Source organism: Pseudomonas sp. SCPG-7 (genome assembly GCF_002156405.1).
Lineage (GTDB): Bacteria > Pseudomonadota > Gammaproteobacteria > Pseudomonadales > Pseudomonadaceae > Aquipseudomonas > Aquipseudomonas parakoreensis.
In genome coordinates this window covers 95,892-112,392 of record NZ_MVOO01000015.1, presented here as the reverse complement: position 1 = coordinate 112,392, position 16,501 = coordinate 95,892, and the positions used below count along the sequence as shown (strand labels likewise).

Annotated in this window: 14 protein-coding genes; 5 read left to right on the top strand and 9 right to left on the bottom strand. The window is 62.7% G+C overall.

The features are described from left to right. Positions 1-89: 89 nt before the first annotated feature. The 9 genes from B1722_RS23240 to cbiE all read right to left on the bottom strand — a co-directional run bounded on the left by B1722_RS23240 (position 90) and on the right by cbiE (position 10,774). A complete protein-coding gene (locus tag B1722_RS23240) occupies positions 90-2,213 on the bottom strand; it encodes a TonB-dependent siderophore receptor (RefSeq protein ID WP_086794493.1) in 2,124 nt (707 codons plus the stop codon). Between the two features lie 150 nt (positions 2,214-2,363). Next, positions 2,364-3,743: a PepSY domain-containing protein gene (locus B1722_RS23235; protein WP_086794491.1), complete on the bottom strand. Its 1,380-nt coding sequence runs from the start codon at positions 3,741-3,743 to the stop codon at positions 2,364-2,366. 153 nt (positions 3,744-3,896) lie between these two features. Beyond that, entirely contained in the window at positions 3,897-6,017 is a 2,121-nt protein-coding gene (locus B1722_RS23230) for a TonB-dependent copper receptor (RefSeq protein WP_086794489.1), read from the bottom strand. Between the two features lie 85 nt (positions 6,018-6,102). Further along, positions 6,103-6,543 carry a DUF2946 domain-containing protein gene (locus B1722_RS23225; protein ID WP_086794486.1) on the bottom strand — a complete coding sequence of 147 codons (441 nt, stop codon included), beginning with the start codon at positions 6,541-6,543 and terminating at the stop codon, positions 6,103-6,105. A gap of 21 nt (positions 6,544-6,564) precedes the next feature. Then, positions 6,565-7,041, bottom strand: a complete 477-nt coding sequence (locus B1722_RS23220) for a copper chaperone PCu(A)C (RefSeq protein ID WP_041068182.1) — start codon at positions 7,039-7,041, stop codon at positions 6,565-6,567. Between the two features lie 48 nt (positions 7,042-7,089). Beyond that, the gene (locus B1722_RS23215; RefSeq protein WP_041068180.1) at positions 7,090-7,488 is read right to left on the bottom strand and encodes a DUF2946 domain-containing protein; all 399 of its coding nucleotides are present in this window, start codon (positions 7,486-7,488) and stop codon (positions 7,090-7,092) included. Positions 7,489-7,747: 259 nt separating this feature from the next. Beyond that, positions 7,748-8,476: a cobalt-precorrin-6A reductase gene (locus tag B1722_RS23210; RefSeq protein WP_086794484.1), complete on the bottom strand. Its 729-nt coding sequence runs from the start codon at positions 8,474-8,476 to the stop codon at positions 7,748-7,750. Further along, complete coding sequence (locus tag B1722_RS23205; protein WP_041068176.1) at positions 8,473-9,570, bottom strand: cobalt-precorrin-5B (C(1))-methyltransferase; 1,098 nt, start codon at positions 9,568-9,570, stop codon at positions 8,473-8,475. Before B1722_RS23205 ends, B1722_RS23210 begins: the two co-directional genes overlap by 4 nt. Beyond that, a complete protein-coding gene (cbiE, locus tag B1722_RS23200; protein ID WP_086794482.1) occupies positions 9,563-10,774 on the bottom strand; it encodes a precorrin-6y C5,15-methyltransferase (decarboxylating) subunit CbiE in 1,212 nt (403 codons plus the stop codon). Before cbiE ends, B1722_RS23205 begins: the two co-directional genes overlap by 8 nt. Positions 10,775-11,003: 229 nt before the next feature. On the opposite strand from cbiE, the gene B1722_RS23195 reads away from it, so the two are divergent. From B1722_RS23195 to cobJ, 5 genes are all read left to right on the top strand, one after another. Beyond that, a complete protein-coding gene (locus tag B1722_RS23195) occupies positions 11,004-11,660 on the top strand; it encodes a hypothetical protein (RefSeq protein ID WP_041068172.1) in 657 nt (218 codons plus the stop codon). Between the two features lie 147 nt (positions 11,661-11,807). Then, on the top strand, positions 11,808-13,106 hold the full coding sequence (gene cobG, locus B1722_RS23190; protein WP_371851399.1) for a precorrin-3B synthase: 1,299 nt from the start codon (positions 11,808-11,810) through the stop codon (positions 13,104-13,106). Further along, positions 13,099-13,725, top strand: coding sequence for a precorrin-8X methylmutase (locus B1722_RS23185; protein ID WP_041068168.1), 627 nt, complete (start codon positions 13,099-13,101; stop codon positions 13,723-13,725). Before cobG ends, B1722_RS23185 begins: the two co-directional genes overlap by 8 nt. Beyond that, a complete protein-coding gene (locus tag B1722_RS23180) occupies positions 13,722-14,456 on the top strand; it encodes a precorrin-2 C(20)-methyltransferase (protein ID WP_371260372.1) in 735 nt (244 codons plus the stop codon). Before B1722_RS23185 ends, B1722_RS23180 begins: the two co-directional genes overlap by 4 nt. Then, positions 14,456-16,156: a precorrin-3B C(17)-methyltransferase gene (gene cobJ, locus B1722_RS23175; RefSeq protein WP_086794478.1), complete on the top strand. Its 1,701-nt coding sequence runs from the start codon at positions 14,456-14,458 to the stop codon at positions 16,154-16,156. The genes B1722_RS23180 and cobJ overlap by 1 nt, the downstream gene beginning before the upstream one ends. The last annotated feature ends 345 nt before the right edge of the window (positions 16,157-16,501 follow it).

The window sequence follows — 16,501 nt, the reverse complement described above, 5'->3', positions numbered from 1 at the left end:
TGCTGATGACGCCTTCGCGAGCAAGCCCGCTCCCACAGTGGATCGCATTTCAATGTGGGAGCGAGCTTGCTCGCGAAGGGGCCGGTGAATCAAAAGGTGTAATCCGCCGTGACGAAAAACGATCTCGGCTCGCCGAGGATCCATTGCTGGCCGTCATTGTATTGGCTTTGTGCGTACCGGCGGTCAAACAGATTGTTCAGCTGCAGGCCCAGCGTGGTGTTGCGCAAGGCTTGCCACGACAGCGTCGCATCGACCACGGTGTAACTGGGCAGCTCGTTGCGGTTGGCCATGTCGGCGTAGCGCGCGTCGACATAACGCACGCCGGCGCCAGCCTTCAGATCATCGCTGAGGTTTTTATTGAGCCACAGATTGGCAGTTTGACGCGGTACATCCACCGGACGATTGCCGTTGTACGACAGCGTCTGTCCGTTGACCACTTCGGAGAAGTCATCGTACTTGGCCTTGACGATGGCGGCGTTGGCCTGCAGTTGCCAGGCGTGCGGCAGTTGCAGGTCGAGGCTGGCTTCAAGACCGTTGGACGATTGCTGACCGACTTGCTGCTTGAGCGTCGGGTTACCCGGATCGTCGGTCAGCAGCTTCTTTTTGACGATGCGATAGGCCGCCAGGGTGAACTCGCCGCGTTGATCCCAGAACAACTGCTTCATGCCGACCTCGGTCTGGCGTGCCGTGGACAGGTCGTATTGCTGCTGACTCGGGCTCAGGGATATCAGGCCACCAATGCCGTCGGTGCTGGTCGCGACCTGAGCGTAAAACGAAGTCTCGGGCGTCAGGGCAAACACCAGTCCAGCCTTCCAGTTATTGCCGGTCAGGGTCTTGTCGCTCTGGCTGTCGTCGACCAGGTTGTTGCGATCCACCTGTACATAGTCACGGCGCACGCCGGTCACCAGCGACCAGCGCTCGCTGAGTTGTGTGCGGTTTTCGCCGAACACTGACATCTGTTTGGTGGTGCTGTCGAACTGGTCGCGGTACGGGTTGGCGCTTTCGAAATAGCCCGGTTGCGGGTGATACAGATCCAAGGGCTGACCGTTGGGCAACACATCGTTGAACGGCGAGTTGCTGTTGAGCTGGAAACGGATGCGGTTGTAATCGACGCCAGTCACGGTCTGGCTGTCGAGGCCGAACAGCGAGTGTTTGAAGGTGAAGGTCTGGCGGTCACCGACCTGTTCCTGTTGGTGGCCGATGCCGAAGTAGCCGCTGCGGCTGAGCTGTTGCGTGGCGGTGTCGAAGTTGTAGTTCTCGGCGTTCTGCCAGCGGCGCCGGGCCTTGAGGTAATACAGCTCGTTGCTGGCACTGACGGCATCGTTGATCTGCCAATCCGTGGTCAGGCGCGTCCACTGATCGTTGTAGTGCTGCTGGTCGTCGCGCACGTTGTAGTTCTTGTTGCGCAGGCTGTCTTTTAATTGGCCGTTGATCAACGGCGTGCCGAAGTCGTTCTGCGGGCGCTGATCGCCGTAATCGTGGGCGAGGGTGAAGGCCAGATCATCGCTTGCCTGCCAGCGCAGCGCAGCGCTGATGAAATCGCTTGATGAATCACCGCGATCAATCCAGCCGTTGCTGCGCAGGCGATTGAGATTGAGCCGATAGCTCAGGGTGTCGCTCAGCGAACCGCCGCTGTCGAATGCCTGCTGCTGACGGTCGTAGGAGCCGTAGCCGAGGCGCAAGTGGTTTTCGATGTCGCCCTCGAACGGTTTCTTCGCAATCACGTTGACCACCGCCCCGGTCGCGCCCTCGCCGTACAGCACCGAGGCCGGGCCGCGCAGCACGTCGACGCGCTGCACCGACCAGGTGTCGACCGGAAAGGTCACGGTGCCCATGCCGGTGTACATCCGGTTGCCGTCATACAACTGCATCACCGAACTCTGCCCGGTAAAACCGCGCGCCTGCAACGACGTGCCGCCATCGCCCGGGGTGCCGGTGCGGCTGATGCCGGTGCTGCGCGACACGGCGTCCTGCACGCTGCTGTCACCACGGGCGCGCACCTGTTCGCCGCTGAGGCTTTCGACGCTGGCCGGGGTTTCCAGGGCCGTCAGGTTCAGGCGCGAACCGGCGGAGGTCGGCGTGGTCAGGCTGACATTTTCTTCGTCAAGCGCAGGCGCGGTGATGGTGCCCGCGGGCAGCGTCAACGGCTGGCTGTCGGCGTTGGCGTTGTTCAGGGCGAACAGGCAGAGGCTGGACAAGAGGTACTTGTTCATCGGGGCGGTGAACCACTTCTTCAAAAGAAAGCCCGCAACTTTTGATCGCGGGCAGAGCGGCATATTTGCGTTATACAGTAACACTAAAATCTGCCGGAGTTTAAACCCCGGCAGTTTAAAGATCTGTCTGAAACGCGCATCTCGCCTGCTTCACGATGAAGTTGAGGCAGATTCAGCTTGGCGGCCCAGACGCGACAACAGCAGGCGATCCAGCAGCCAGACCAGCACCAGCGAAGCGCCCACTAGCGGAAAGATCACGGCCAGCACCAGTATGATCGCCACCCCGGTTTTCCATTTCGGCAGGTCATGGCGCAGCGGCGGCACGCCGAACTTGCCTTGCGGACGACGCTTCCACCAGATCACCACACCGCTGACGGCGCTGAGCAGAATCATCAGGCAGATCAGCAGCACGACGATCTGGTTGAAGGTGCCGAACATCTTGCCCTCATGCAGCATCACACCGATTTCCGTGGCCCGTGCCACCGCGCCGTACTGCTCGAAACGCACATCGGCGAGGACCTTGCCGGTGTACTGATCGACATGCAGGGTCGCATCGTTACGCGGGTCGTCGGCGAACACGGCAATGGTGAACACGCCGGTCGCGGTGGTCGGCAGGGTGATGCTGTAGCCGGGTTCGACCTTGCGCTCAATGGCGATGTTCTGCACGTCTTGCAGGCTGATCGCGGGCGCGGCGGGACCGTGTTGCATGCCGCCGTGGGCCATGTGCTCGGCATGGTCACCGGACATCGGCATCGGCGTGTTTTCCATCGCCCATGGCACGGTTTGGCGCGCGGCGTTATTGAGGCTGCCGGCCTCGACGTCGGAGGTCGGCACGTTGTTCCACATCGCGGCCGGGAACACGTTCCACACCTGCGCATATTGCTTGCCCCAGAAGCCGGTCCAGGTCATGCCGCTGAGCAGCATCACCAGCAACAATGCGGCGCCCCAGAATCCGGTAACCGCGTGCAGATCACGCCACAACACCCGACCGCGACTGTTCAGCCGTGGCCACAGAATCCCGGCGGCCTGCCCGCGCGGCCACCACAGAAAAACCCCCGATACCACCAGCACCACGCCCCAACCGGCGGCGAGTTCGATCAAGCGGTCACCGAGCGTGCCGATCATCAATTCGCCGTGAATGGCGCGGGCGACGGCTTGCAGATTTTTCTTCGCATCCTGCTCGCCGAGGATGTCGCCGTGGTACGGATCGATGAACACATTGAGTTCATGACCCTCATTCTTCACGACAAACTGAGCGCTGCGTTCGGCGTTGGCCGGCGGCAGGTATTGGCTGATCTGACCCTGTGGATAAGCGCTCTTGACCCGTTGCAGCAGGTCATCGGCCGGCACCGTGTGATGCCCGGCCGGGACGTTGAGCAGGCTGCTGTACATCAGTGAATCGAGTTGCGGTTTGAACAGGTAGACGATGCCGGTCAGGGCCAGCATCACCATGAATGGCGCGACGAATAATCCGGCATAGAAATGCCAGCGCCAGGCCAGGTTGTAGAAATTCGGTTTGGGCTTTTGCATCACGTTTGCTCCGCTTGGCTTGGATCTTTTAGTTGTTCTGCAACCCTTGTGGGAGCGAGCTTGCTCGCGAAGGCGTCGTATCAGGCTGCATCTATGCTGAACGTGCCGTCCCCTTCGCGAGCAAGCTCGCTCCCACAGGGTGGGATTTGACTGTCAGAAACTCATATCGACCTTGGTCCAGAGCGTGCGCCCCGGCTCGTTGATCGCTTGCGGGTCGTTGGCCGGGTAGCCGAAACCGGCGTTGCCCGCCAGGTTCAGGTGCTCGGCGTAAGCCTTGCCGAACAGGTTGTCGACGCCGGTGCTGACCTTCCAGTTCTTGTTGATCCGGTAGGCGCCGTTGAGCGAGAACACGCCAAAGCCGCCGCTCTTGTCGTAGTCCTTGCCGACCACGTTGCCTTTGTTCTGGTCGATGCGGTTTTGCGCCGCGACCACGCGCCACAGCGCCCCGGCGCTCCAGTTGTCTTCGCTGTAGGTCAGGCCGAAGCGGGCATCCAGTGGCGGCATTTGCGGCAGGGCCTTGCCATCGCTGCTGTTCTTGCCCCAGGCGTACGCCAGGGTCGCGTCGGCTTTCCAGTTATCGGTGAGTTTGTAGGCGGCGCCGAGTTCGCCACCCATGATCCGTGCGTCGATGTTTTCCGCGCGCGAAGTACTCATGCCCATCATCGTTGGCGTGTAGTCGAACAGGATGTAGTCGCGCACCACACCGACGTAGCCCGAGGCCCAGGCTTCGAGTTCGGCGGTCTTGTAGTTCACGCCAAAGTCGAACTGGGTGGTCTTCTCCGGCTTGATCGAGTCGAACGCATTCAGTGAACCGGCCGGGCCGGACTTCGGTGAAAACAGCTCCCAGTAATCCGGAAAGCGCTGCGCGTGACCGAGGCCGGCGTACAGCGTGGCCGGTGTGTCGGTCAGGTCATGCTCGTAGCGCACGAAACCGCTGGGCAGGGTGTCGGCGCGGGTCTCGTCGGCGGTCGGGTTGGGGCGGCTCATCATCCCCGAGCCAATACTCTGCCGGTAATCCTTGGCCGAGGCACGGTCGATTCGGGCGCCGGTGATCAGTCGGTCACGGTCGGCGGCGTACCAGGTCATTTCGCTGAACACGCCGTAGTTATGGAAATCGGCGTCCTTGGTGTACGGCTGATCCTTGTAGGTGTCGATGCCCATGCCGCTGCGTTGACGGTGTTCATTGGTCTGCGCATCGAGGCCGGTGATCAGCTGGATGTCGGCCCAGCGCCAGGTTGCCTTGATCCGCGCGCCGAGGGTCCGACGGTCGACGTTGGACGCCATGGGCCCGGCCATCATCCCGGTGCCGGACGGTGTGCGCAGGGTGTAGTTGTCCATCACGTGGTCGGCGTAGTTGTAGTAGACCTGTGCTTCGAGTTTCTCCAGCACGTCAGTGATGTTGGATTTTTCGAAGCGCAGGCCGAGGCTTTCGCGCAGGAACTGCGAACCGTCCATGCCGCGTCCGGCGTAGCGCGCTTCGCCATCGCCCTTGCCGGCGGTGAGTTCGATCAGGGTGTCTGCGTCCGGGGTCCAGCCGACGGCGATGTCACCGTTCCACTTGTCGTAGCGCGACGGCACGCTGTCGTTGTTGCCATCGCGGTAGTCGTCGGAGTGCGCGGTGTTGCCGATCACCCGCACGTAGCCCAATGGTCCGCCGGCAGCGGCGTCGACGACCTTGTCGAAGCGTCCGTTGGAGCCGGCCAGCACGCTGGCATTCACCCGCGTGCCGAGTTCGCCGAAGCTTTCCGGCTCACGGTCGAAGAGGATCGTGCCGGCCGATGCGCCCGGGCCCCAGAGTACGGTTTGCGGGCCTTTGATCACCGTGAGTTTGTCGTAGGTTTCCGGTGAGATGTAGGAGGTCGGCGCGTCCATCCGCCCCGGGCAGGCGCCGAGCAGCATGCTGCCGTTGGTGAGAATGTTCAGCCGCGAACCGAACATGCCGCGCAGCACCGGGTCGCCATTAGTGCCGCCGTTGCGCACCAGGGCGAAGCCGGGAATGGTCTTCAGGTAATCGCCGCCGTCGCTGGCCGGCACCGGTTGGCGCGGGTCCTTGGGGTTGGTGACGATGGTCAATGGCGAACTGGGGGCGATCGCGGTGATCACCGTCGGGCTCAGTTCTTCGTTGTGCCCGGCGTGGTCATCGGCCAGCACCAGCGGCGACAGCAGGACGCCGCAAAGGACGGCGGTAGCGTGCGAGAAACGAATCCGCGATTCGTTCAAGGCGAAAGACGCCTGAGCAGTGCTCAAACGTGGAACAACAGAAAACCTGGACATGACAATTTCCATCAAACAGTCGTAAACGACACGGCCGGCAGCCTGAAGCTGTCTTCTCAACCGTGTGCAATCAAAGGTGCGGTGTTTACGCTGTGACGGGCGGGGCGCGGGTGCGGGCGCCAGGGAAGACGGTCTGCCGGGCATGGCCCAGACGCGGGGAGGATGGGACGAAGGTGTTGACGTGGGCGATGCTGAATGTGGCGAACGTGCCGCCACCGGTCAGCGCCGGGCAATTGAACAGCAGGCTGCAATAACCACACTTTTCCCACAGGGCGTGGTGCGATGATTGCGGCGGACAGTGTTCGGCAGCCGGTTGTGCGCCGTGCGCGGCGTGATCCATACCCGGCATGGCCATGTCCATGCTCATCGGCATGGAACTCGAGGCGTGCTGATCCATCGGCATCGACTGAGAAATCAGCGGGCCGATGAAGATCATCAACATGGCGAACAGGGCGATCCAGCTACCGCAGGTCAGAGCCTGGCTCTGGCGATGCTTGCTGGACGCCCCGGCGCGTTGCGGGCGCACGGGCGTGGTCAGCCGGATCGGTTACTGGGCGTGATCGTGTGCCTTGGTTTCCGGTGGTTTCTTCTGCACCGCGACTTCGACGGTAACGTTGCCGGCCTTTTCGAAATGCAGGGTCAGCGGGAAGCGTTTGCCGTCGCTGAGCAGGTTGCGGTCTTTCGGGTTGAGCAGCATCACGTGATAGGCCATCGGCGCGAACGTCACTTTGCCGCCGGCCGGGATCACCACGTTGGGCACTTGCTGCATTTTCATCAGATCGCCCTGCATCACGTGCTCGTGCAACTGAGCCTCGTCAGTGATCGGCGAGTCGACGCTGAGCAGGCGGTCGTCGGTCTTGCCGGGGTTACTGACCACAAAATAAGCGGCGACGGTTGGCGCGTTGGGCGGCAACTCCTGCGACCACGGGTGCGCGATTTCCAGCTCGCCGGCCTTGTATTCGTGGGCATGGGCGAAGCACGCCGGCAGCAACAGCGCAGCGATGACGAAGAGTTTGTTCAACATGGCAGTTCTCCAGAACGATTTGATACGCAGGTCAATTGCGAGAACAAATCAAACCAGAGGCGAGGCGCGCGGATTAAGGCTCGGCCATTGCTGGCGCGGTGTCGGTGTTTGCAACGAGGGCGGCGCCACGCTGCGATTGCTTTCGTAACGGGCAAAATACAGCTGCGGCGCATGCCCCGGCAACGCCACCAGCGGCGCTGAACCCGAGCAGCACCAGCAATGCTGCATGTTGGAATGGCTGTCATTGGACGGGGCTTTCTGCTGCGGGGTGCCGATGTTGATCGCCACCATCTTCGTCCCGCTGCCAGTGCAGAAACTGCTCCACAGCAATTGTTCGGCCGGTGAATTGGCCGCCTGCGCCAGCGCCCCGGTCATCGGCATGGCGAGCATGTTGAACAGCACTGCAAAGCAGGCGATCCAGGCAAATGCTAGCCGGTGTCGGTTCATGGGACAGATCCGTTGGGTGGGCGATCAGGCGCGGGCTATTTAGCCTGATCAGGGCCGATAAGTAAAAAGGCGTCGTGCGGTTTGGTGTCGCAGATCAATGGAAATGAGTGTAGCGGTGGAAATGTGCAACGCCAGATCCGACGCCTTCGCGAGCAAGCCTGCTCCCACTGGGTTTCTGGCATACACAGACTATGCGGTTGCCGCCGACCACTGTGGGAGCGGGCTTGCCCGCGAAGGCGTATTCGGGATCTGCAACTGGCTAAAGCCGGGTGAAGGCGGCAAGGGCAGCGAAGACTTCAGCCGTCGTCACAAACTCCCGATCAACCCCCGGCAACACCGGCCGCTTCAACACCATCACCGGTACTCGCAACTCCCGCGCCACTTCCAGCTTCGGCTCGGTCGCGGTGCTGCCGCTGTTCTTGCTGATCAGGACATCGATCTGCCGGCGTTCGAACAGTGCGCGTTCGTCCTCAAGCAGAAATGGCCCACGGGCGCCGATCACTTCGCAGCGTTCGTTGCCGGGGTAGACGTCGAGGGCGCGCAGGGTCCAGAACTGGCTGGCAGGGATTTCATCGAGGTGTTGCAGCGGTTCGCGGCCGAGGGTAAACAGCGGGCGGCGGAACGGTTTGAGGGCTGCGGTCAGTTCGGCCCAGTCGCTGACTTCGCGCCAGTCATCGCCCGGTTGCGGCTGCCATGCAGGGCGGCGCAAGGCCCAGCAAGGGATGCCGCTCAGTTGCGCGGCGCGGGCAGCATTGTGGCTGATTTGCGCGGCGTAGGGGTGGGTCGCGTCGAGCAGCAGGTCGATGCCTTCGTCGCGAATGAACTGCGTCAGACCTTCGGCCCCGCCGTAGCCGCCGACGCGTACCTGGCAGGTCAGGTCGGTCGGCACCCGGCCCACGCCGGCGAGGCTGTAGATGTGTTCTGGCCCCAACGTACGGGCGATGGCCAGGGCTTCGGTGACGCCGCCCAGTAACAGAATGCGCTTCATGCAAAACCTCCGGCGTGGCCGACAATGCCGCCCTGGCGATCAATCGCAAACACTTCGACCTGAACCTGCGCCGGCACCACGCTGCGGGCGAAATTCAGCGCGTGGCGGCAGACCTCATCGCCGAGGGCAATGCCTGCCGCACTGGCCATCGCCAGGGCCTGCTGACTGGTGTTTGCTTCACGAATACTCTGTTGCAACGCCTGATCGGCGCCAATCACCGCCGCCCATTCGGCCAGTTGCGGCAGGTCGATGCTGGAATGGCGCGAGTGCAGATCCATGTGCCCGGCCGCCAGTTTGCTGATCTTGCCGAAGCCGCCGCACAGGCTGAGTTTATCCACAGGCACTTTGCGCAGATGCTTGAGCACCGCGCCGACAAAGTCGCCCATTTCGATCAAGGCGATTTCGGGCAAGTCGTAGACCCGGCGCATGGTGTCTTCGCTGGCGTTGCCGGTGCACGCAGCGATGTGCAGGTAACCATTGGTTTTGGCGACGTCGATGCCCTGATGGATCGAGGCGATGTACGCCGCACAGGAAAACGGCCGAACGATACCGCTGGTGCCGAGAATCGACAGACCGCCGAGAATGCCCAGCCGTGGATTCATGGTTTTCAGCGCCAGCGCTTCGCCGCCCTCGACATTGACCGTGACCTCGAAGCCGCCGCCATAACCGCGTTCGGCGGCGAGCAGGCTCAAGTGATCGCTGATCATCTTGCGCGGCACCGGGTTGATTGCCGGCTCACCGACGCCGAGCACCAGCCCCGGCCGGGTTACGGTGCCGACACCTGTGCCCGCGATGAAGCGAATCCCCGGCACGGCCAGCAGCCGCACGTGTGAATAGAGCAGCGCACCGTGGGTCACGTCGGGGTCGTCGCCGGCGTCCTTGATCGTTCCGGCCTCGGCGCCGTCGGCGGTCAAGCGGCAAAACTCCAGGCGCATCTGCACCTGCTTGCCCTTGGGCAGGACGATCTGCACCGCGTCCGCCGAGGTACCGTCGAGCAGCAGGCGCGCGGCGGCAAGGCTGGTGGCGGTGGCGCAGCTGCCAGTGGTCAGGCCGCTACGCAGCGGCGCGGGTTGTTCGGCGGTTTCGTCACGCATCGAGGGGTTTGACCAGATCGAGCAAGGTAATCGGCAGCGCCTGACGCCAAGTGTCGAACTCGCCCAGCGGTTGCGCCTGGGCCACGTGAATTCGGGTCAGTTCGCCGCCGTGGCGTTCGCGCCAGTGCATCAGAGTGACTTCGCTTTGCAGGGTCACGGCGTTGGCTACCAGTCGGCCACCGGGCTTGAGTTGTTCCCAGCAGGTTTCAAACACGCCTTCACGGGTCACGCCGCCCCCTATGAAGATCGCGTCGGGTCGCTCCAGCCCGGCGAGTGCCTGTGGTGCGCGGCCCCGCACCAAGTGCAGACCGGGTACGCCCAACGCGTCGCGGTTGTGTTCGATCAAGGCCTGTCGGCCTTCGTCCGCCTCGATGGCGATGGCACGGCAGCTGGGGTGCGCGCGCATCCATTCGATGCCGATCGAGCCGCAACCGCCGCCGACATCCCACAGCAGTTCGCCGGGGATCGGCGCAAGGCGGGCGAGGGTGATGGCGCGGACATCGCGTTTGGTCAGTTGCCCGTCGTGCTGGAATGCCGAGTCGGGCAGTCCGGCCAGACGCGACAGGCGCGGTGCCTGCGCATCGGCCAGGCATTCGATGGCGATCACATTCAGATCGGCAATCGCCGGGTCGTTCCAGTCATTGGCAGTGCTGTCGATGCGCCGCTCGGCGTCGCCGCCCAGGTGCTCCAGAACACTCAGGCGACTGCCGCCAAATCCGCGCTCGCGCAGCAGCGCCGCGACCGCCGCCGGACTTTGCCGGTCATTGCTCAGCAGCAACAGGCGTACGCCGCTGAACAGCTGTGCATTGAGTGCCGCCAAAGGTCGCGCGACCAGCGACAGTGTCACTACATCCTGCAACGGCCAGCCGAGTCGGGCGGCGGCCAGCGAACAGGAGGATGGCGCCGGCAGGATCAGCATCTCGGCACTCGGCACCTGCCGCGCAAGGCTGGCGCCGACGCCGTAGAACATCGGATCACCGCTGGCCAGCACGCACACGGCTTCGCCGCGCTGCTCCAATACCGGCGCGAGGGAAAACGGGCTTGGCCACAACGCGCGTTCACCGCGTATGCATACCGGCAGCAAATCCAGTTGCCGCTGGCCGCCGATGATCCGCGAGGCGCCCATCAGGGCGCGCCGGGCATTTTTGCCCAGGCCCTTGAAGCCGTCTTCACCGATTCCCACAACCGTCAGCCAGGGTGTCATGCCGTTCCTTTAATCCAGGGTAGATCTTCAAGGGCGGCATGATAACGCGGCGGCCGGCATCTGACGCGGGTCTGTCGTCGCGGTGGGCTGAAAGCCGCGCGGAAATGTGTTGTTGAGCAATATTGGATTTTTCAACTGCTGTTTTTGTTAGTTTGCTTCAGTTCAGTTTTTTAATAAGTCTGGCGCAATAGATCGATAAATAATCAATGCCAAGTTGGCAGGAGATGATATGGATATCAGTTCCAATACACGTTTAAGTCAGAATAACGCAGTGGCCGTTAACAATATGTTATTCACCGGCCTGGAAGGTCGGGCCGAGGCCGATAACAACTTTGTGAAGCACTGCATTTATCTCGCGCAGATCAAGGCGGACGGCGTTTATAACAGCAGTACTCAGCCTGCGCAGTGGTTCGATCATTTTGCCGGCATCCTCTGGTCGTTTGGCTGGAGTCTTGAGGAACAGCCAGTGGTGCTGGTCCAGACGGCGTTTTCCGGGAGTGTGCAGGAGGCATGGCGGCGATTGACTGCGCCGTTGCTCGCGCGTTCGCAACTGACCCAGGTTGAAGCGGGACTTGCAGCGCTGGAAAAAGATGCGGCGTTGTTGAAGCAGTTTTCAGCGCTCAGTGGCAAAACTTTCAACTCGCACATTTTGCCGGTCAGTCAGAACACCCATGACGAGCTGGTGGTGGTACTCAGCCATATCCGCTTTATCAAGTTGGTACTCAATACCAACTATCTGTTCTGGCAGGTTCATCAACCCATGTCACAACTGGACATTCGCGCCAGAAAGCTGCTGATCAAGCGCCGGGCCATGGATGCCAACCGGGCAAGTGTGGAGCAAGCCATTCGCGAGAATGCGTCCAGGTTTGAGGAATACCAACTCTGAAGCAGCGCCTGACAGCGGGAATTGCAGCCTGGGTGCAGTTTCCGACCGGCAGGCATTTTCATGCGCTCGGGCAAAGCAGGCATAATGGCGACCTTTCGCCCACCACAGCGCTGCCAGCCAGCCGGTCATCCCTTGAACGAACGCCCTCTGTCCACCGCTCTGCGCCCCTCGGCTTGTCCGGGGTTGCTGCGTATCGTCCAGGCGCTGGACGGCGGCATCTGCCGGATCAAGCTCAATGGCGGTTCGATCACTGCCGATCAGGCCGATGCGGTGGCCAATGCCGCCGAGCGTTTCGCCCGTGGGGAAATCGAGGCGACCAACCGCGCCAATCTGCAGATTCGCGGCATCGGTGAGCAGTCAGCGGTATTGACCGACAGCTTGCTGGCCGCCGGCCTCGGGCCGCAAACCGCAGCGGGTGACGATGTACGCAACCTGATGCTCAGCCCGAGCGCCGGTATCGATCGGCGGTTGCTATTCGATACCCGGCCTCTGGCCGAACAGATTCTGCTGACATTGCAGACGCATCCGCGCTTTCCCGAGTTGAGCGCCAAGTTTGCCGTGCAACTGGACGGTGGTGAGGCGATGGCGATGCTCGAACATCCGCATGATCTGTGGTTGTCGGCGTTTGAGTGTGACGGTGAAGTCTTGCTGGCGTTCGGTCTGGCCGGCTGTCCGACCGATCGGGCGGCCGGTGCCGTGACCGTGGAAAACGGCCATGCGTTGGTGGTCGCGGTGCTGGAGTTGTTCCTCGAGCGGGCTCGGCCGGAGCAGACGCGCATGCGCCATTTGCTTGATGAATGGCCGATGCCGGCCTTCCTCGAACAGTTGCGCGAACGGGTGGCGATCAAAGCCGTCGTTGCCCGACAGCGCACGCCGCTGGCGGAGGCTCTGCACATCGGTGTTCACCCGCAAAACGCTGCCGACCGGGTGTATGTCGGCGCGGTGCCGGCGCTTGGCCGTCTCGACCCGGTCATGCTGCGTGGCGCCGCCCGGCTGGCCCGCGAGTACGGTGATGGCAGCCTGCGTTTCACCCCGTGGCAAAGTCTGTTGCTGCCGAACGTGAAACCCTCTGACGCGGCGCAAGTCTTGCAAACACTGACGCAATTGCACTGGCTGACCGATGCCAGTGAGCCGCTGTCCAGGCTGATTGCCTGCACCGGTTCCAGCGGTTGCGGCAAAGGCCTGGCCGATACCAAACACGACGCCCGATGGCTGGCGACGCTGTTGCCTCAGGCGCAGAACGTGCACCTGTCCGGCTGCCCGCGCTCTTGCGCGGCGGCCCACCGCGCACCCGCCACATTGCTGGCGATCAGCCCCGGTCATTACGACCTCTATTTTCGCGATGCAGCGCTGCCGGGTTTCGGCACGCTGCACGCACGCAACCTTACTATTGAAGCGGCCGCGATCCTGCTCGACGCCCGCTCACGGAGCCCCCTTGATGCTTGATTACATCCGCGACGGTCAGGAGATCTATCGCAACTCCTTCGCGATCATTCGCAGCGAGGCCAATCTGGCACGCATCCCGGCCGATCTGGAAAAACTCGCGGTGCGGGTGATCCACGCCTGCGGAATGGTCGAGGCCATCGACGGTCTGCAATTCTCCGAGGGCGCCGGCAAGGCCGGGCGCGATGCGTTGGCGGCCGGTGCGCCGATCCTGTGCGATGCGCGGATGGTTTCCGAAGGCGTGACCCGTGCGCGTTTGCCGGCGAACAACCCAGTGATCTGCACCCTGCGCGACGACAGCGTGCCGGAGCTGGCCCGTGAGCTGGGCAACACCCGTTCGGCGGCGGCGCTGGAGTTGTGGCGTCCACACCTGGAAGGCAGCGTGGTGGTGATCGGCAACGCGCCGACCGCACTGTTTTATCTGCTGGAAATGCTCGACGCCGGCGCACCGAAACCGGCGCTGATCCTCGGCTTCCCAGTGGGCTTCGTCGGCGCCGCCGAATCGAAAGCGGCGCTGGCGGCTGACAGTCGCGGTGTACCGTTCGTGATCATGCAAGGCCGGCTCGGCGGCAGTGCCATGGCCGCCGCCGCAGTCAATGCCCTCGCCACGGAGGTCGAATGATGCAGGCAACAGGACGTCTGATCGGCCTTGGCGTGGGCCCCGGTGATCCGGAACTGATTACCGTGAAAGCCCTGCGTCTGCTGCGCGAGTCGCCAGTGGTGGCGTACTTCGTCGCCAAGGGTAAAAAAGGCAATGCGTTCGGCATCATCGAAGCGCACCTGCAGGACGCGCAGAACCTGCTGCCGCTGGTGTACCCGGTGACCACCGAAGTGCTGCCGGCGCCGCTGTCCTACGAGCAAGTGATCAGTGATTTTTACGACGCTGCCGCCGAAGAAGTCGCGGCGCATCTGGACGCCGGGCGCGACGTTGCAGTGATCTGCGAAGGCGATCCGTTCTTCTACGGCTCCTACATGTATCTGCATGACCGGTTGTCCACCCGCTATGAAGCCGAAGTGGTGCCGGGCGTGTGCTCGATGCTTGGCGGCGCCTCGGTACTCGGCGCGCCGCTGGTGTATCGCAACCAGAGCCTGTCGGTGCTCTCCGGTGTACTGCCGCACGAGGATCTGAAGCGGCGTCTGGCCGACGCCGATGCGGCGGTGATCATGAAGCTGGGGCGCAACTTTCCCAAAGTCCGAGCGGTACTCGAAGAGCTCGGTCTGGCTGAGCGGGCGCTGTACGTCGAACGCGCGACCATGGCCAATCAGAAGATCGTGCCGCTGGATCAGGTCGAGCCGATGTCCTCGCCGTACTTCTCGCTGATCATCGTACCGGGTGAACGGTGGCAAGGTTGATGACACAGTCCACTCTGGCCATTGTCATCCTCGGACAGAGCGCGCTGGCCACCGCGCGACGTATCCAGCAGGTGTATCCGACGGCGCAGATCCACGGCCTCGCCGGACGCGTCGAAGGCGCCGACCGCCGCTATCAGGAATTCGGTGCAACCCTGCGTGAGCTGTACCAGCAAGACACGCCGATCATTGCCCTGTGCGCGGCCGGCATCGTCATTCGCACCCTGGCGCCGCTGTTGCTGGAAAAAGGTGCTGAACCGGCGGTACTCGCCGTTGCCGAAGACGGCAGCGCCGTGGTGCCGCTGCTCGGTGGCCTCGGCGGGGTGAATGTCATGGCCCGGGAAATCGCTGGCGCATTGCAGGTCGCAGCGGCGATCACCACCAGTGGCGAATTGCGCTTCGGCACTTGCCTGCTCAATCCACCCAGCGGCTATGCGCTGGCGGATCTGGAACTGGGCAAGCGTTTCGTTTCCGACCTGCTGGCCGGGCACAGCGTGCGCATCGAAGGTGCGGCGCCGTGGCTGGATCAGGCGCAGTTGCCGCAAGACCCGCAGGCGCAGCGCTCGATTCATGTCGGCAGTGCCGAACGTATCGCGAACGCCAACGAGTTGCTGATCTATCCGCGCAGCGTCGCGGTGGCGGTGAGTGCGCAGTTGGAGGACCTGCCGAACGCTGTGCGCGCCGCGTTGCAGCAGGCCGGGGTTGCGCAGCAGGCGCTGGCTTGTCTGCTGGCGGCTGACACGGAAATGGCGTCGGCCAAGCTGCGTGAAGCCGCCATCGAGCTGGGTGTGCCGCTGCGCTTTGTCGCGGCGCACAACGACCTCGACGCGTTGGCGCGTCAGGCACTGCCGCAGGCCACGATCAGCCGTGCCAACGGCTTGGCGATTGCGCGCGCCGAACAGCCGCTGGACGTCGCGCAGATCGGTCGTCAGCGTGGACGCCTGGCGGTGATCGGCCTCGGCCCCGGCGCTGCCGAGCTGATGGTGCCAGCGGTCAAGGCGGAACTGGCACGGGCCACCGATGTGCTCGGTTATGAAACCTATGTGCGCATGGCCGGCCCGTTTCGCGCTGATCAGGTGCAGCACTGCACCGACAATCGCGAAGAAATGCAGCGCGCCCGCCACGCCTTCCGGCTGGCGGCCGAGGGGCGTTCGGTCATCGTGGTCTCGTCCGGCGACCCCGGCGTGTTCGCCATGGCCGCAGCGGTGCTTGAAGCATTGCACGAGTCGACCGATCCGGCCTGGCACAGCGTCGAGCTGGAAATCCTGCCGGGAGTGTCCGCCTCGCTCGCCACGGCTGCGCAAGCGGGTGCGCCGCTGGGTCATGATTTCTGCGTGATGTCGCTGTCGGATAACCTCAAACCGTGGTCGATCATCGAGAAGCGTCTGGATCTGGCGGCCGCCGCCGATCTGGCCCTGGCCTTCTACAATCCGATCTCCCGGGCGCGTCCGTGGCAACTGGGCCGTGCACTGGAAATCGTTGCGCAACATCGCACTGCGGCGACGCCGGTGGTGTTGGGGCGCGACATCGGTCGGCCGGGGCAGTCCCTGCGGGTCACCACACTGGGGCAACTGACCCCGGATCAGGTGGACATGCGCACCATGGTGCTGATTGGTTCTTCGACCACGTGCACATTCCCCAAGGCCGAAGGTGGCGAGTGGGTCTACACGCCGCGCTGGTACGGCGAAAAGCCGCAGTCATGAGCGCAGGCGAGGGGGCTTGCTCCCTCGCCGTGCCGGACATGGCGGGTAGATTGTTTCCGGATTTGCCGATGTCATATCTTTCAGCAGGGCGTGTGTGATTTGCTCCATTGCCGCGTGGGCTCTTTCTTGTGACTTACATTTTGTCGGACTTATCCTGAATCTTGATTGGCCGCAGTAAAAGTCGATGCGCAGTTGTGCCGCCGACTTTCGCAGTTTTTTTAATTTATTGATCAGGGTTGTCGCAATAACTTGTTGCGGTTACATGCGTTATCAGTTGTTTTTTAGTCGCCTGTTTTGACATGTATTGAAAGTTTTGAAGTTTGAGTGTGAATTTGCCATTCGTTA

What these genes read in the sequence shown, in the direction of transcription:
- B1722_RS23185 (WP_041068168.1), top strand. Translation starts at nt 13,099, where the DNA reads ATGCTTGATTACATCCGCGACGGTCAGGAGATCTATCGCAACTCCTTC.
- B1722_RS23215 (WP_041068180.1), bottom strand. Translation starts at nt 7,488, where the DNA reads ATGAACCGACACCGGCTAGCATTTGCCTGGATCGCCTGCTTTGCAGTG.
- cobJ (WP_086794478.1), top strand. Translation starts at nt 14,456, where the DNA reads ATGACACAGTCCACTCTGGCCATTGTCATCCTCGGACAGAGCGCGCTG.
- cbiE (WP_086794482.1), bottom strand. Translation starts at nt 10,774, where the DNA reads ATGACACCCTGGCTGACGGTTGTGGGAATCGGTGAAGACGGCTTCAAG.
- B1722_RS23220 (WP_041068182.1), bottom strand. Translation starts at nt 7,041, where the DNA reads ATGTTGAACAAACTCTTCGTCATCGCTGCGCTGTTGCTGCCGGCGTGC.
- B1722_RS23195 (WP_041068172.1), top strand. Translation starts at nt 11,004, where the DNA reads ATGGATATCAGTTCCAATACACGTTTAAGTCAGAATAACGCAGTGGCC.
- B1722_RS23180 (WP_371260372.1), top strand. Translation starts at nt 13,722, where the DNA reads ATGATGCAGGCAACAGGACGTCTGATCGGCCTTGGCGTGGGCCCCGGT.
- B1722_RS23240 (WP_086794493.1), bottom strand. Translation starts at nt 2,213, where the DNA reads ATGAACAAGTACCTCTTGTCCAGCCTCTGCCTGTTCGCCCTGAACAAC.
- B1722_RS23230 (WP_086794489.1), bottom strand. Translation starts at nt 6,017, where the DNA reads ATGTCCAGGTTTTCTGTTGTTCCACGTTTGAGCACTGCTCAGGCGTCT.
- B1722_RS23210 (WP_086794484.1), bottom strand. Translation starts at nt 8,476, where the DNA reads ATGAAGCGCATTCTGTTACTGGGCGGCGTCACCGAAGCCCTGGCCATC.
- B1722_RS23205 (WP_041068176.1), bottom strand. Translation starts at nt 9,570, where the DNA reads ATGCGTGACGAAACCGCCGAACAACCCGCGCCGCTGCGTAGCGGCCTG.
- B1722_RS23235 (WP_086794491.1), bottom strand. Translation starts at nt 3,743, where the DNA reads ATGCAAAAGCCCAAACCGAATTTCTACAACCTGGCCTGGCGCTGGCAT.